The following is a 15728-nucleotide window of genomic DNA, read 5'->3' as shown; positions in this document are numbered from 1 at the left end:
TTGCCCGAAAACGGTAATAACAATGATTTATGATGCGGAAACGCTAACTTATCTGTTCAGGGCTTAACCACAATGCACAGCAGCCCGATAACAATAATCGCTACGCCCGCCAGGCTATGCCAGCTGAACGCCTCATGGAATACCGGCACGCAGACCGCCACCAGCCAGACCAGCACGTAACTCAGGCTGAGCAGCGGATAGACCCGATTCAGCGGAAAATAGTGCAGCGCGCGAATCCAGCAAAGCATCGAGACACCATACGCGCCCAGCCCGGCCAGCAGCAGCAAGGCGGGCAGTATGGCAACAGCAGGCAGAGACACAATGCTGCTGGCATCGGGCAGCCGCGGCATCGCCCAGCGCATCATCAGCTGTGCCGCTGAGACCAGCAGCACGCTGCAGGCGACCCATCCATACCCTTTCATAGCTGACTCGCCATCAGCGCCACACCCGTCACCACCAGCAGCGTGCCGGCAATCTGGCGCAGCGTTAACCGTTCGCGCCAGAGGATGCGTCCGGCCAGCGCAACGAAAATGAAGTTCAGGCTCAGCATGGGATAGGCCTGACTCACCGGCACCCGCTGCAGTACCAGCAGCCAGAGGAGCATCGCAACGCCTAACAGCAGCACGCTTATGCCAATCCAGCTTAAGCGAATTCGGCGCGAAGTCGCGTGGGTCGCCTGTTTCTGGCACAGCTGCGCGCTGCAGCTGAGCAGACTCACCAGCACAATCAGCAGCAGCATTACTTCATCTGACCGTAATAGAGGCAGACCAGCCTGCCCTGACGATAGACCGCATCGGGCACCGGCACATCCTCACCGATATCGCTGTGCACCGAGTCGACCAGCAACATCAGCGACACGCTTCCGATACGGCGATGGTCAGCAAGCCAGCCGCCAAAGTCAGCCTGAGAGACAAAGCGGGACTGCGCATCCGGGTAGCTCAGCCCATATTCCAGCTCGCCTTTAGTGTCATAGAAACCGATATCGCTGCGTTGCAAATGCCAGGCTGCCGCAGAGGCTACGCCAGGATTGTCCGCCAGGATAAAGCGGCTGGAGGCCAGACGCGCGCTAATCGTGGCAACAAAGTGCTGCGGCTGTTTAGCATCGCGGATTTTATCCGGGATCGCAGCGCCAATAAGCAGTGCGACCCCCAGCGGGCAAAGTGCGGCCGCCAGCCAGCGGCGTTGTGAAGATCGACAACTGTATGCGCCCACCAGCCCCCAGATGAGAAATGCCATCGCGCCCAGTACCAGCTTCAGCATCTCATGCGTAGCGAACAGCGGATGATGCGTCACGCTCCAGGGCGCCAGCACCAGCAGGACCGTTGCCAGAGTAAGGATGCCGAAAATCAGGTTAAGCCAGCCATTGACCGTTAAAGCGCGCCCTGCACGCTGGGCGGCGTTCAGCCCATAGTGCGCCATCAGCAGCGACAGCGGCACAAAACAGGGCAGTATATAAGTCGGCAGCTTGCCTTTAGCCAGGCTGAAAAAAAGCAGCGGCATGACCGTCCAGCTCAGCAGATAGAGCGCGCCCGGATGGTGCTGACGTTCGCGCCAGCCGGTCATTAATGCACCCGGTAACAGCGCCAGCCACGGCAGCGTGCCCAGCAGCAGAACCGGCAGGTAATACCAGAACGGCGCCTTGTGTTGTGCATTGTCCTCAGCAAAGCGCTGAATATGCTCAACCCAGAAGAAGTAGTGCCAGAAATCCGGTGCCTGATGATAGATCGCCAGCGCCCAGGGTGCGCTGATCGCCGCGGCTGAGAGCAGCGCCACTGGCCCGAAGCAGAGCAGCTCCGGAAGTCTCTTTCGCCAGATCGCCCACGGCAGAATCGCCAGCACAGGCACTGCCAGCGCCAGAAAGCCTTTGGTCATAAATCCCATGCCGCAGGCGAGACCCAGCAGCAGATAGCCGCCCGCGCGCCCGGCGCGTCCGCTGGCCTCCGTCGCCAGCCAGAAGCTGCACATCCCGGCCGCCAGCCAGAGCATCAGCATGGGATCGAGCACTGCATAGGTGCCGACGCCATAGACCAGCAGCGAACTGAGGAAAATCAGGCTACTGACAGCGGCGGTGCGCGCCGAACCAAATATCCGCCTGCCGAGCCAGAAGATCAGCGCGGCAGTAATCGCCGTTGAGAATATCGCTCCTGCCCGCACGCCAAAGTTGTTATGACCGAACAGCCACTGACCCAGCGAATTGACCCAGTAGCCAGCAATCGGTTTTTCAAAATAACGCAGGCCGAAGAAGTGCGGCGTGACCCAGTTACCCGTGGCCAGCATCTCCCGACTGATCTCCGCATAACGGGTTTCATCCGGTTGCCAGAGGTCGCGGAACATCGGTGGGATCAGGTAATAGAGAACAAAAAAGCCGAAAAAAAGTAGCCACTTCGTGTTGTTATGTATCCGCACTAGTTCGCCTCTTCAGTCAGTTTCTGGCAACCCAGCCACCCTTCCCGTCCGGGAATTTCGCCTCTGACGACCCTGCCCACCGGTAACGTGCTGAGATCATCGGGCAGCAGCTCGCCTAACGGACAGAACTGAATGCCGTTACGTTCTGCGGCATCCAGCAGCTGGTCAAAGTCCGGGTAGCCGATGATCCCCTCGACTTCGGCATGTATGGTGTAAACCGCGCCCTCATCAGACGCGAGCATCTTCGCCAGAATGTAGTCGTTATAGCCTGCTGCGCTGACCTCGCGGCCAACCACTTCATCCCATGTGGGCAGCGTCACCGGAATCTGTACCGTGCCGATCTGCCCATCCGGCAGCAGAGGCCGGAACGGGCCGCTGCCCCGACAGTCGCTGTTGTAGTGAAAGCCAAAGTCCTGTTTGGCAGCGATGACCCGGCCATCAGCGCGCCAGCCCGCAACGGCCGAGCAGCTGACCGGGTGACCGAGGATTTCACTCAGCGTTTCGGTGCCGCGCGCTATCTGCTCAACCAGCTTGTCCTGCGGCCAGACGCCCGCCCAGGTCTGCCAGGCAAAGTGGTCCCAGGCATGCAGGCCGACCTCATGCTGACGGGTGGCGTCCTGCATGATTTGCCGCAGGCCGCGTCCCATCTGCTTTCCCGGCCAGGCCGTGCCGGCGAGCAGAATGTCCCAGCCATAGAGCGATGCAGCACGGGAACGCAGCATCTTCATGAGAAACGCCGGTTTCACCAGCCGCCAGAGATGACGGCCCATGTTGTCTGGTCCCACGCTGAAGAAAAAGCTGCCCCGCACCGCATGACGCCGGAACAGCTCAAGCAGCGCCGGCACACCCTGCTTCGTGCCGCGCCAGGTATCTACGTCAATCCGCAGACCAATCTTCTTCATCACTTATCAGCCTGTTGCTCGACGGTGCGCAGGAAGAAGTCGAGGGTGTTGTCGATAGTGACATCCATCGTGACGGTCGGTGTCCAGCCGAGCAGGCGACGCGCATTACGGATAGCCGGTTTACGGTGCTCCACATCCTGATAGCCTTTGCCGTAGTAGCTGCTGCTCTCCACTTCCCGGAAACCGGCAAACGGCGGAAACTGGCTGCGCAGCGGATGACGCTCGAAACTTTCCAGCAGCTGCTCGGCCAGCTCTTTGATGCTGGCTTCGTTGTCCGGGTTACCGATATTGATGATCTGACCATCACAATTCTGCTGCCTGTTTTCGATGATGCGGAACAGTGCTTCCACGCCATCCTGAATATCGGTAAAGCAGCGCTTCTGTTTGCCGCCATCGATCAGCTTAATCGGCGAGCCTTCTACCAGATTGAGGATGAGCTGGGTAATTGCGCGTGAACTGCCGATGCGTGCCGCATTGAGGTTATCCAGACGCGGTCCCATCCAGTTGAAGGGACGGAACAGGGTAAAACGCAGCCCCTCTTTTTCACCATATGCCCAGATCACGCGGTCCAGCAGCTGTTTAGATACGGAGTAGATCCAGCGCTGTTTGTTGATCGGCCCGACCACCAGATTTGAGCAATCCTCATCGAAGCTGGCATCGGTACACATGCCGTAGACCTCAGAGGTGGACGGGAAAATGATGCGCTTCTGATACTTCACACAGTCGCGAATGATTTTCAGGTTCTCTTCGAAATCGAGTTCAAACACGCGCAGTGGGTTACGGGTGTACTCAATCGGCGTCGCGATCGCCACCAGTGGCAGGATGACGTCACATTTTTTGATGTGATACTCGATCCATTCGGAGTGAATAGCGATATCGCCCTCAACGAAATGAAAACGCGGATGTTCCAGGAAACGGCTGATAGCGTCTGAACTGATATCCAGGCCGTAGACTTCAAAATGTTCATCCTGTAACAAACGCTCGGTGAGATGGTTACCGATAAAGCCGTTAACACCGAGGATCAGTACGCGGGTACGGCGTTGCAGCGCCGACTGCGGCTGTGAATAGAGCAGCGCACCTGGCACCATGCCCAGGCTCTGCGCCAGCTGGCTGCCGTTCATATAGACGCCATGCTCAGACTGTCCGGTCTGGATTTCCAGTGCGCCTTCGCCACAGGCGATCAGGAATGGCTGTTTAGAGATGACCGTACCCGGTTTTGCCTGCTGCTGCTGCGGATGAACCCTGCTCTTCCAGACGATAAATTTAACCGAACCGGCAAAGGCGAATGCCCCAGGCCAGGGATCGGTGACCGCTCTGACCAGGTTGTGAATTGTCTCAGCAGGCTGATTCCAGTCAATGCGGCCATCTTCGGCCGTGCGACCGCCCACGCGGGTTGCCTGGCTCTCATCCTGTGGCCACTCACTGACTTCACCCTGACGCAGGCGAGGCAAGAGGTCACTCAGCAACTGCTCTGCGGCCTGGGTCAGCTTGCGATGCAGCACCAGCGCGTTGTCCTGAGCGTCAATGGCCACTTTCTGCTGCGCCAGAATATTACCGGCATCTGCGCGCTTCACCATGCGATGCAGCGTGACGCCCGTTTCGCGCTCGCCATTGACCAGCGCCCAGTTCAGCGGTGCCCGGCCACGGTATTTTGGCAGCAGGGAGCCATGCAGGTTAAAGGCCCCCTTCTGAGCGCATTGCAGGATCTCATCGCTCAGCAGATGGCGATAGTAGAAGGAGAAGATCATCTCTGGTGCCATGGTACGGATGCGGTCAAGCCAGATCGGATGATTCGCCTCATCCGGCGCATAGACCGGAATGCCGTGTTCTGCCGCCAGGCGAGCTACCGAGCCGAAAAAGTTATTTTCGGTCGCCACGTCGTTGTGCGTAAAAATGGCGGTGATCTCATAGCCTGCATTCAGCAGGGCATTGATGCCGACACAGCCCATGTCGTGATAGGCGAAAACAACGGTCTTCATGATTGAGTATCCTGTACTGAAGGCTCTTCAGGAGCCTGAACAATGCGTTGAACGAAATAGCGCGGACGCGCGCGAACGTCGTTATAAATGCGCCCGATGTACTCCCCGAGCAGTCCCATACCCACAAACTGGGCGCCGATAAACATGAACAGCACGGCAAACAACACGAAGACACCGTCACCCGCCCAGGCCGCACCAAAAAAGAGTCGCAGTACGATGAGCACCAGCGAGAAGGCAAAGCCGGAGAGCGCAATCAGGCTGCCGACCACGCTGAGCAGTCGCAGCGGCGTGGTGGTCAGGCAGGTCACCAGGTCGTACATCAGATTGATCAGCCGCATAAAGCTGTATTTCGAATCGCCAAAAGCCCGTTCGGCATGGATCACCGGCAGCTCGATGGTGTGACGGGCAAAGGTGTTGGCCAGAATCGGAATAAAGGTGCTGCGTTCGTGGCAGTTGAGCATCGCTTCGACGATATGGCGGCGATAGGCGCGCAGCATGCAGCCGTAGTCTCCCATCGCTTTGCCGGTAACCCGCTGAATCAGGCGGTTAAGCGTGCGCGAGGCCTTGCGACGGAACCAGGTGTCCTGGCGCTGTTGCCGGACGGTGCCCACCACGTCATACCCCTGACGCGCAGCCTCGACCAGCCGCGGGATCTCTTCCGGCGGGTTCTGCAGATCGGCATCAAGGGTAACAATCAGATCGCCACGGACCTGGCTGAATCCGGCCATGATGGCGGAGTGCTGCCCGTAGTTGCGGTTGAGCAGCACGCCGGTTATCCGGCTGCCGGGAACGGTGGCGGCCTGTTCAATCAGTTCGGCAGAGCGGTCACTGCTGCCGTCATCCACCAGCAGAATTTCATATTCAAGGTTGAGGGCGTCGCAGGCGGCGCAAGTGCGCTGCAGCAGCTCAGGCAAACTCTCCTGCTCGTTATAGACCGGGATCACCACGGACAGCACATTGATCGGTTTGATATCGCGCATCTCAGGCCTCGGCAATGTCATGTAAAGCCTGAATCACGCGTTCTGCATCCTGATCCGTCATGGACGGAAACAGGGGAAGTGAACACATCTGCTGGCTGTTACGTTCACTGGCGGGCAGACGCAGATCGGGATAGCGCTCGCGGTAATATTTGTGGGTATGTGCTGCACGGAAATGCAGGCCGCTGCCGATATCTCGCGTCTTCAGCGCCTGCATAAAGGCATCACGGGACAGCCCGCAGCGTTGTTCATCAATGCGGATAATAAACAGGTGCCATGCATGCTGATGTGGCCACTCTGGCCGTGAAAGCGGTGTAAAAGGTAGCGAACGCAGCGCCTCAAGATAGCGTTCGGCAATCTCACGGCGGCGTGCAATAAAGCCCGGCAGTTTCTGTAACTGCACCAGCGCAATCGCTGCGCTGATATCGGGCAGATTGTATTTGAAGCCCGGCATCATCACTTCCGCCTGCGGCAGACGCCCCTGGGTCTGGCGATCAAATGCATCCACGGCAAGGCCATGAAACTTCAGACTGCGGATACGATCGGCGAGAGCAGCGTCATCGGTCACCACCAGACCGCCCTCCGCGCAGGTAATATTTTTGATGGCGTGAAACGAGAAAATTACCGTGCCGCGATGCCCGACCGGTCTGTCTTGATAAGTCGTGCCCACCGCGTGAGCCGCATCTTCAATAATGGCAATGCCATGCTGCTCAGCCAGCTGATAGATCGGTGCGATATCGGCAGGCGCACCGGCGTAATGCACCGGAATAATGGCGCGGGTGCGTGGCGTAATGGCCTGAGCTATCTCTTCCGGCGTCACCATCAGGTTATCCGGGTCGACATCAATCATGACTGGCGTGGCACCCAGCAGCGTAATCAGGTTAAGGGTTGAAACCCAGGTCATGGACGGCGTGATCACCTCATCGCCAGGCCCGATCCCCATCGCCATCAGCGTGACATGCATCCCGGCAGTGGCAGAGCTGACTGCAATGGCGTGCGGGTTGCCGGTCAGCTGAACAAAGGCCTGCTCCAGTTCGGCGCATTTCGCCCCGGTTGTTATCCATCCGGAGTCGAATACCGCTTTAACAGCAGCCAGCTCCTCATTGCCGAATGAAGGGCGGGAAAATGGCAAAAAATCCATGCTAAAACTCCTGCAAATCAAACCCATAAACTGTCGCGCGTTGTTAATCGGATACAACGCCGGAAAGAACTGAAATAGTGATTTATCAACACCCGGCAGGCAGATAAGACATAACAGGTTTCCCGTTATGGAATTAAGGTTACCGGACTGCTAATACAAGCTAACGTATGAAAGTTAACTGAACATTAAATGAAGAGGTTTAATTACAATAAAAACAACGAGGATTGAGTTAATGGATTTCTGAAAAGTTCACTATCATTTCAATAATACCGCCCCGGAACTCAACTCTTTTTGAGTTATTGATATTGTGTTTAAAAAACAGGAAGCCCAGCCTGTTATCAGCTCCGATGAAGCTCGCCTGACATAAATTTCCTTTAACGAGAAAACCTTAAGCCACTGATTACGATAAGCTAATTTCATATCGCAAATTGCCCCCTTAAGGGTGTCAAATACCTCCACTCAGGATTTCAGTAAAACGAAAGATTAATAAAGTCGACTTAATGTATTCTTAATATTTCCTGGGGTTGATGTTCTGCCCGCGGAATAATCATTACATTTTGGTGAATTTAAGGTGGCAGTCAGTTAATATCTTTAAGCTTATCTGTGCCTCTGTGGTAAAAGCAGTGCTAATAAAAGCGAATAAGATCGCGGTTTCAGGCGTTAACGTTTGGTCTGTCTAAAAGAGAAAAAGTGATGATACGTGCCGCCTGCTTATGCACTCTGTTTGCCCTGATCAGCCCGGTGATCTGTGCCGCGCCGGTAACCTATGCCATTACCCCCGATAAAACGTCGATTGGCCTTTCGTGGCGTGCCTTTGGACATGACTTTTCGCAGGCCAGACTGCAGGGCGTGACCGGCACGGTTACGCTTAATCCGGATCAGGATCGTGACGATCGTATTGAAGTGAATATTCCGGTGGGAACGCTGGTGGCCTCGAACAGCCTGTTAACCTGGCAACTGAAAAGTGATCTGTTTTTTGACGCAGAGCGTTACCCGCAGATTTATTTCGTCAGCAGTCGCGTGGCTGCGTTGGGTGACGGTAATTACCGGATTTTTGGCACGCTGACGGTTAAAGCTGTCAGCCGGCCTGTCGTGATGCTGGCCTCGCTGGACAGTGGGAACACCCTCGATCCTGCCTCACGCTTGCTGGCGCTGCATGCCTCCACCGCCATCTCCCGCTCCGCCTTCGGTATGGACCGGCTGGTCGGGGTGGTGGACGACCGGGTAAATATTGCGCTAAAGATTGCAGCGCAGGTCAGAGAGCCGCGCTGACCGTCACCGCTGCGCGTGCTGCCGGATTACGTGAGCGCTGCCTGTAATGTTTCAGCGGTGGACGCCAGCTGCGCTGAGGGGTTGCGGCCAATCAGCACATATTGATAACCGTCGCGCGTCCACCAGGCCAGCTGCATGCCGTGGCGCTGTTCGCGGGTAATCGGGTTCGTGTTGTGCGGTGCGGGCGAGATACAAAGCGCCATCGGGCCATAATCTGCGTGCAGCCAGGCGATCTGCGCAATTGACGTCCGTTCGTAGCGCAGGATACGCACCATTTTCAGTTCAGCCCCCGCTACGTGCAGTTGCTGGGGGTGCAGCTGCAATCCTAAATCGAGTCGGGTGCGGTCCAGCCCCTTTTTCAGCGAAAGAGCATCACCGGGCATGTCGGCAAGCGTTTCAGCACTGTAGAGCGACATATAACGTGCTTCAAGATCGCGGATGGCCTGGCTTTCATCCTGCTCATCATCTGACGGTCTTGCCAGGAAACCGATACTGCTGCCCACCAGCAAAAAGCTGACAGACGCGGCAATCAGTGCCCGACGGCTGTATCCTTTGGCTGGCGGGGACTCGGGTGCGGTAATGGCCGCCAGCTGCTGTGCCATTCTGGCCTGTGGAGCCTGTTCCAGCAGCGGTGCAAAAGCCTGTTCAAAATCGAGACTGCTTTGCCGGAAATTCGCGGCCCTTGCGGCCAGTTCGGGATCTTCAGCCATCGCCTGCTCAAACTCTGCAGCTTCCTGTGGCATCATCTCACCATCCAGCCAGGCAACAATCGCCTCATCGCGCCACGGTGGCGTAAAAGTTTCCCTGTTCATTTCCGATTCTCCTGCGGTACGGGCGAGGCCGCTGTCTGCCTGGCCAGCGTGGCACGCGCTGCGGCCAGACGGCTCATAATGGTGCCAATCGGAACAGCCAGCGTTTCTGCCGCTTCCTGATAGGTCAGTCCTTCGACATAAACCAGAAACAGCGCATTACGCTGCGCTTCGGGCAAGGCGTTAACCTGTTGCATGATGCGCTGGTAGTGCCGGTTGTCGTCGCTGAAAGCATGGTTATCCACGGCCAGCAGTGCATCGGGATCAACGAATCCCTGGCCCTGTCTCACCTTTCGCGCCCGTAAGTCGCTGATCCAGATGGAGTGGAGGATCGAGAAAAGCCATCGGTCAATGCGTGTGCCCGGCGTGAACTGTGCGCTGCGCTCCAGCGCGCGCACGCAGGTCGACTGTACCAGCTCTTCTGCCATGTCACGGTTGTGCGACAGCACATAGCCGTAACGCCAGAGTCGCGTCAGGTGTTCTGCAAGGTGCTGACGGATGTCGCTGTGAGTGATTTTTCGCTCCTCCGTGCCGAGTCACACCTCGGGATGGCCATTAATTGCGGCCTGCAGATCGCGGTACTCCTCGCAATCGGTGCCACAAATCCCGGCAATGGTTTTTAACTGTTCGCGCGCCAGGTCGGGTCGCCCTTTGATCATCCAGGCTTCACCAAGATATTCACGCACTTTAGCGTAACGGGGATCGAGCGCAATGGCGCGCTGATAATAGCCAATGCCCTCATCTGTGCGGCCCAGCTTGCGGGTAGCATAACCACGATAATTCCAGGCTTCGCGGGTATCCGGGTTTTTCAGCGTATCCAGCAGGTTCAGCGCTGACTGATATTCACCTTTTTTCGCCAGATGATAGGCGTAGCGCGTTTTGTCTTCGTCACTCAGCCTGCTGGTCTTCTCCGGTACACAGCTTTTGGTCTGACTGTCATAGACCTGACCTTTGGGGCAGTCAGGCGTCTTTTTCTCACTGTCATTGTCACCCATCGCCATACTTAGCGGCGAGTGCAGCAACAGTAACAGGGCCGGAACGGCAAGCAGAGGAATACCAGAACGTGTTGTCATCATTTATCCTTATCGGGTCGGGGAGGCAGTTGATGAAACCTGCCAGAGGCACTCCGCCAGCGCGGCGCTATACGGTAAACAGCTCAGCACCGGTTTCTATTCGATAAAAATAAACTTATTTTCTGGCCGCCAGCCATGCCTGATCAGATCAGCTCGTTTTCCACCTGACAGAAGTGTCTTTCCGCCAGAGAGATCACCGCAGCTTCCGCAATCGCCTGTGCCCTGAGACCATCCTCCAGGCCAGGCAGATCGCCAACCTGCTCCCCGTTCAGCGATCGGATAAATGCATCAAGATGAGCATAATAGGTTGGCTGCACCCGGCTGAACCAATCGGGCAGCAGACCTGGCTGCTGAATCTGCGCGCCCTGATAACAGCTGACGCCGCGCTGCGGCTGAGAGGCCGATTCCAGCATGCCGTCTGACCCCATTACACTGATACGCTCGTCATAGCCATAGCCGGTACGGCGGGTATTATCGAGCTGTGCCAGCGCCCCGTTCTGCAGCCGCAACAGCAATATGCTGGTGTCCACATCACCAAATTCACTGATAGAAGGCAAAGCCAGTGCTGCTCCCATCGCTGCGACTTCTGTTACCTCCTCTTCTGTCAGCCAGCGCAGCAGGTCAAAGAAATGGATAGCCTGATCGCGCATCTGTCCCCCTGACGCCTGAAGATAGGCCAGCGGTGGCATAGCCGAGGAGCGGCAGACCATCTGAATCAGTTCCACCGGGCCAATCCGCCCCTGACGGAGTTGCTGCTTCAGCTGCTGATGGCTGACATCGAAACGGCGATTAAACCCCACCGTGACCGGCACGTTGTAAGGGAGAACGTTAGTCACGGCCTTACGGGCACGCTCAAGAGAAAGATCGACCGGCTTTTCACAGTAGATAGCTTTACCGGCGCGCGCAGCGGCTTCCAGCAAATCCGCATGTGTCGGCGTCGCGCTGGCGATAAGCACCATGTCAATTTGCGGATCGTTTATCGCGTCTGTGACAGACGCGACCCGGGCACCATAGCGGGTCGCAAAGTCGGCAGCGCGGGCGGGTTCCGCATCCGCCACCCACACCAGCTCTACTTTGGGATGCGCCTGAAGATTCGCGGCATGAACTTCACCAATAAAGCCACACCCCAGAAGGGCAACACGTTGCTTTTTATTCATTATTTGAACTCCATCATAGTCCGGCAGAAAGCTGCATCAGCAGAATAGCGCTGCGTTTTACACTCACAGCATGATGTTTTGAGGTGTTTACCTCAGAGGAGAGCGGCATGTCGCTGAAAGAGGTCGCCCTGCGGGCAGGTGTAGGGCTGGCAACCGTGGATCGGGTGCTTAATGAACGGGGTGGCGTTGCACCGGAAACGGTTCACAGGGTGCTGCAGGCGGCACGGGAAGTCGGACTCAGGCGAATTTTACCTGAGGAGCATCGTCATCCGTGGCAGATAGAACTGTTGCTCAGCAGCAACGATTCGTTTTTCTTTAAGCAACTGGCGCAGGATTTTACGGAGGTCGCATCCCATCTGGGCTATCGCCGGTTGACGCTGCATCGCACTTTTGTCCCGGAGGCGCAGCCTGAACGACTGGCAAAGCTTATCAGGCAAGGCAGTGAATTGCGGGATGGATTAATCGTTTTTGCCCATGAACATCCGGCGATTTATGAGGCGCTGGAAGATTGCCGGGTGCGTGGTGTACCGGTGATCTCGCTGGTCACCGATTTGCCCGGTGCCGCCCGGCTCTGTCATGTCGGGATCAACCAGTTGCAGGCAGGACGCACCGCCGCTCAGCTTATGGGTAAAATGCTGCATCAGCCCGGTGAGGTATTGATGGTCAGTGGTCACAGGGACTACAGCGCGCATCGTCAGCGCATTGAAGGATTTTGCACGCTGATGACTGAACGCTATCCCCATCTTCAGCTATGTGAAGTTCTGGCGGCTCAGGAAAATAGGGACACCCTCAGTAAGTTGCTGGAGAAGCAGTTGGTTCAGAGCAGAAATCTGCAGGGAATTTACAATACCGGCCTGGGGAACACTGAAATAGGCCAGACGCTGGCACGTCATCGTCGGCTGAATCAGTGCGTCTGGATCACCCATGAGCTTTACGCCACGACACGCACGCTGATGGCGCAGCAGAGCGTTGCGCTGACGCTGGATCAGAATACCCGGCAGCATGCTCAGCTTGCGGTACAGCTTATGCTGAATTATCTGGAGCAGAAAGTGAAACCCGATGAGTATGCCAGTGGAAAAGTAGACTTTATGATTTATACAGCCGAGAACGCGATATGAAGTAACCATCACGTCATACTCTCCACCGAGGACTGCATTTTCGTTATAAATGCCAGACGTTGAATCTGTTTAGGCTATTGATAATGGCACAGTGGGCAAACCACTTTTCACCTCCTGCAGCCTCACCTTTACGCTGTACTTCTGTATCGCAATCGCTTCAGAACGGTAAATGACGCCGACATACAGTTTTTAAACCTGCTTATCATCTAAATATTAAAATATAAATCTATATACGCTCAATTTTCTATTTTAATATTTCACTCCATTTCAGAGTTGCTATCATCGCCTCGAATCCGACAGGCCATCACCGCATGCAGTGAAAAACTTACCAGATTAACCATTCTGGACCCGGGTCGTTGAACAGAAAGAGTAATTCAGGAGCAGGTATGCTAAGGCGCATCGCTGATAAAGCACGTTTTGTGTAAGATTTGATAAATATCAAGCCTGCCTGGATTTTTATTGGTAGTTACCCGTTACGCTTTCACTTTATGACGGTGCGATGCTAAATTCTCATCCGTTTAAGGCAGGTGAATGCCCAGCGCTTTGAATATAATCGGACTGAGCAGAAGATTATCCTGAATTTTATCTTCACCGGTAACGGTGCCTGACGGATTAATGAGAGTGTGATTTGGAACAGTGTTTATCTCCGGTACGCACCACCACAGAAAGAGTGCTGCACGCAGTTATTTTCGAAGTCGTTGCTAATGTCCTGGTTTTCATCATTCTGATTATTTTTGCCTCGGCAGCACCTTCGCAGTCGGCACTGTTGACTATAGTTTCATCAACGCTGGCGATGGGATGGAACTATCTGTTCAACCTGATGTTTGACAGCGTTCAGCTGCGAACCGGATTTAAAAAAGACTGGCGAATAAGATGTCTCCATGCCGTTTTATTTGAGGCAGGTCTGTTATTCGTATTGATACCTTTTGCAGCATGGTGGCTGGATATTACGCTATTCGCAGCGCTGAAACTGGAATGTGGGTTAGTGCTGTTTTTTCTGGTTTATGCTTATCTTTTCAATCTGATATGGGATTACGGCAGGGCTTCACTTAAAAAATAACTTTAGAAACAACAAATTAAAAATACATTAAGATAAAAGCTGATTTTTAATCTTCCGTTTAGCCAGGCCAGTGAAGCGTCAGAGGCGACGCGGCGCATCTGAACGTATCCAGTGCGTAAGGACACACGTATATCTGTTGTCAGGTTTTTATCTTCCTGGCAGCATCGATAGCACAGCGAGTCAGCTTAGATAAAGTTAAGACCGCGCATAAGCTCATTTTTACAGGTTAACTTCAGCAAAAAATTATGAACAAAGTCTACTATCTGAATAAGTTAAGAAACTGCCCGTCAACCGATATCCTGGATATCGTGACAAGCTATATGCGGAAAAAACTTCCTTCTGACGATCTCTCTTCTTTTGAGGGCGCATACGATCATCGTAAAGCTGAACTAATAATGAATGAGACTTACAACGAAGTGCCTGCGGAAGTCTGGCGATTAGTTTGCTGACGCTGAAATAAGGAGAAAATATCAACATTAATACATTATCCTCTGAAGATTTACTGCTCTGCAGATTATCCTTTTTCGTCTTACGGCTACGTCCGCAGGCTGATATTTTCCAGCAGGAATAATGTATCGATAAGTCAGAGCATCACCCCTTCATGAAGTGATGCTCTGATATTATTCCGACACGGATATCAGAAGTGATATGACAGGCCGATTAAACCACTGTAATCCGTTTTAAATTCACCACCAAAACTGTTCTCTACTTTCGCATTTAGTGAAAGGCCGGGCGCGATAATGCCTTCCAGCCCTACACTGCCACGATAACGGTTATCTGACCAGGCGCTGTATTGCCGGTTTGACTGACGATCGGAGAGCGTGGTTGTGGAGCCATTTTTACCAGGTGAATACTGATAGGCCAGACTGGCGCTGACGTTAATATTCGGCATTAATGCGCCCAGACCGCGTTTCTGCACCATGAACCCGCTGCTGGTGAAGTAAGGTGTGGATGAACTTAACGAAACTGACGCATCCTCCCCTTTCAGGGTATAGCCGGACATGACACCTGCGGTCACACCAACAAACGGTGAGATAAACAGAGTATCGTCAGCGAGCGCAAACTGATAGCCAGTGCGCAGGCTGCCTGCCAGCATATGGCTGTCCTTTTTCATGCCATTTATATTTAAAGCAGGATCCAGCGTTATCTCCTGATTCAGATACATATAACGACTGGCCGCATCAAAGAACCATCCGGCATCAGCCTGCCAGGAATAAAATGCACCGACAGTAGCCAGTCGATGTTTTTCATGACCCTCCCCTTTTACCTCACCCTGCGTATAACTGGCGCTGATACCGGCTGTTTGCTTGTCGCTGCGGCTATCCCAGCCCACGTTCAGTGTTTGCTGGTTGACGTCGAGTCCAAGAAAATGCCCTTTTTTCTGCTCTATTGTTGCCCATGATCCGCTGCTTTCTGGCGAAGCGCGCAGACTGTCAGTGCGGTTATGCAACTGGCTGACCGCTTCACTGAAAATGTACTGCCGCGAGGCGATTAAGGCACGCGTGCGCTGGATCAGCGGCAGGTTGTCGTAAACAGAGAACCAGTCATCCGGATTGAACGCCGGTTTTTTGGCTTCCTCTTCTGCTTTCGCGGCTTCCTCTTTCGCTTTTTCTTCAGCTTCGGCTTTCGCTTGTGCCTCTGCTTTGGATTTGGCGTCTTCCTCTGCTTTCTCCACAGCAGCTTGCTCAGCAGTGGCATTATCCGCTGACGAAGCGTCTGGAACAGGCGCTGGCTCAGGGGTAACTTCCGGCGCGGGTGTCGGTTCCGGCTCAGGGGTAACTTCCGGCGCTGGCGTCGGTTCCGGCTCAGGGGTAACTTCCGGCGCTGGTGTCGG

General features: G+C 54.8%; 16 protein-coding genes. 4 read left to right on the top strand and 12 right to left on the bottom strand.

Features of this window, described 5'->3' with window-relative positions:
- Positions 1 to 56: 56 nt before the first annotated feature.
- The 7 genes from arnF to arnB are packed head-to-tail and all read right to left on the bottom strand — an operon-like array spanning position 57 to position 7405.
- Positions 57 to 422 carry a 4-amino-4-deoxy-L-arabinose-phosphoundecaprenol flippase subunit ArnF gene (arnF, locus tag NIM72_RS02495; protein WP_161736624.1) on the bottom strand — a complete coding sequence of 122 codons (366 nt, stop codon included), beginning with the start codon at positions 420 to 422 and terminating at the stop codon, positions 57 to 59.
- Entirely contained in the window at positions 419 to 739 is a 321-nt protein-coding gene (arnE, locus tag NIM72_RS02490) for a 4-amino-4-deoxy-L-arabinose-phosphoundecaprenol flippase subunit ArnE (RefSeq protein WP_253418446.1), read from the bottom strand. Before arnE ends, arnF begins: the two co-directional genes overlap by 4 nt.
- Positions 739 to 2406, bottom strand: a complete 1668-nt coding sequence (arnT, locus tag NIM72_RS02485) for a lipid IV(A) 4-amino-4-deoxy-L-arabinosyltransferase (RefSeq protein ID WP_161736622.1) — start codon at positions 2404 to 2406, stop codon at positions 739 to 741. Before arnT ends, arnE begins: the two co-directional genes overlap by 1 nt.
- On the bottom strand, positions 2406 to 3308 hold the full coding sequence (gene arnD / locus NIM72_RS02480; RefSeq protein WP_161736621.1) for a 4-deoxy-4-formamido-L-arabinose-phosphoundecaprenol deformylase: 903 nt from the start codon (positions 3306 to 3308) through the stop codon (positions 2406 to 2408). The genes arnT and arnD overlap by 1 nt, the downstream gene beginning before the upstream one ends.
- Positions 3308 to 5287, bottom strand: a complete 1980-nt coding sequence (gene arnA / locus NIM72_RS02475) for a bifunctional UDP-4-amino-4-deoxy-L-arabinose formyltransferase/UDP-glucuronic acid oxidase ArnA (protein ID WP_253418443.1) — start codon at positions 5285 to 5287, stop codon at positions 3308 to 3310. The genes arnD and arnA overlap by 1 nt, the downstream gene beginning before the upstream one ends.
- Entirely contained in the window at positions 5284 to 6267 is a 984-nt protein-coding gene (arnC, locus tag NIM72_RS02470; protein WP_253418440.1) for an undecaprenyl-phosphate 4-deoxy-4-formamido-L-arabinose transferase, read from the bottom strand. The genes arnA and arnC overlap by 4 nt, the downstream gene beginning before the upstream one ends.
- 1 nt (position 6268) lies before the next feature.
- Positions 6269 to 7405 (bottom strand): UDP-4-amino-4-deoxy-L-arabinose aminotransferase, encoded by a 1137-nt coding sequence (arnB, locus tag NIM72_RS02465; protein WP_253418437.1) that lies wholly within the window; start codon positions 7403 to 7405, stop codon positions 6269 to 6271.
- A 693-nt stretch (positions 7406 to 8098) separates the two neighbouring features.
- On the opposite strand from arnB, the gene NIM72_RS02460 reads away from it, so the two are divergent.
- Positions 8099 to 8677: a YceI family protein gene (locus tag NIM72_RS02460; RefSeq protein WP_222925720.1), complete on the top strand. Its 579-nt coding sequence runs from the start codon at positions 8099 to 8101 to the stop codon at positions 8675 to 8677.
- Positions 8678 to 8703: 26 nt separating this feature from the next.
- Here the strand turns inward: NIM72_RS02460 and NIM72_RS02455 are convergent, their stop codons facing one another.
- The 4 genes from NIM72_RS02455 to NIM72_RS02440 form a co-directional block, all read right to left on the bottom strand.
- The gene (locus NIM72_RS02455) at positions 8704 to 9489 is read right to left on the bottom strand and encodes an anti-sigma factor (protein ID WP_253418434.1); all 786 of its coding nucleotides are present in this window, start codon (positions 9487 to 9489) and stop codon (positions 8704 to 8706) included.
- Positions 9486 to 9962 (bottom strand): sigma-70 family RNA polymerase sigma factor, encoded by a 477-nt coding sequence (locus NIM72_RS02450; protein ID WP_202605095.1) that lies wholly within the window; start codon positions 9960 to 9962, stop codon positions 9486 to 9488. The genes NIM72_RS02455 and NIM72_RS02450 overlap by 4 nt, the downstream gene beginning before the upstream one ends.
- Positions 9963 to 10022: 60 nt before the next feature.
- Positions 10023 to 10559, bottom strand: coding sequence for a tetratricopeptide repeat protein (locus NIM72_RS02445; RefSeq protein WP_161736616.1), 537 nt, complete (start codon positions 10557 to 10559; stop codon positions 10023 to 10025).
- A gap of 143 nt (positions 10560 to 10702) precedes the next feature.
- Positions 10703 to 11716 (bottom strand): Gfo/Idh/MocA family oxidoreductase, encoded by a 1014-nt coding sequence (locus NIM72_RS02440; RefSeq protein ID WP_253418428.1) that lies wholly within the window; start codon positions 11714 to 11716, stop codon positions 10703 to 10705.
- Between the two features lie 107 nt (positions 11717 to 11823).
- Here NIM72_RS02440 and NIM72_RS02435 point away from each other — a divergent pair, with 107 nt between their 5' ends.
- The 3 genes from NIM72_RS02435 (at position 11824) to NIM72_RS21470 (ending at position 14343) form a co-directional block, all read left to right on the top strand.
- Positions 11824 to 12834, top strand: a complete 1011-nt coding sequence (locus tag NIM72_RS02435) for a LacI family DNA-binding transcriptional regulator (RefSeq protein ID WP_161736614.1) — start codon at positions 11824 to 11826, stop codon at positions 12832 to 12834.
- A 628-nt stretch (positions 12835 to 13462) separates the two neighbouring features.
- Positions 13463 to 13894, top strand: coding sequence for a PACE efflux transporter (locus NIM72_RS02430; protein WP_253418425.1), 432 nt, complete (start codon positions 13463 to 13465; stop codon positions 13892 to 13894).
- Between the two features lie 245 nt (positions 13895 to 14139).
- Positions 14140 to 14343: an Hha/YmoA family nucleoid-associated regulatory protein gene (locus tag NIM72_RS21470; RefSeq protein ID WP_150015823.1), complete on the top strand. Its 204-nt coding sequence runs from the start codon at positions 14140 to 14142 to the stop codon at positions 14341 to 14343.
- A 188-nt stretch (positions 14344 to 14531) separates the two neighbouring features.
- Here NIM72_RS21470 and NIM72_RS02420 read toward each other — a convergent pair.
- The coding region (locus NIM72_RS02420; RefSeq protein ID WP_253418405.1) for an autotransporter outer membrane beta-barrel domain-containing protein at positions 14532 to 15728 on the bottom strand (1197 nt) is incomplete at its 5' end.

This window comes from Pantoea sp. B550 (assembly GCF_024158165.1).
Classification (GTDB): Bacteria; Pseudomonadota; Gammaproteobacteria; order Enterobacterales; family Enterobacteriaceae; genus Pantoea; species Pantoea alfalfae.
The sequence above is the reverse complement of the archived record's forward strand: the minus strand, read 5'-3'. Positions and strand labels throughout refer to the sequence as shown.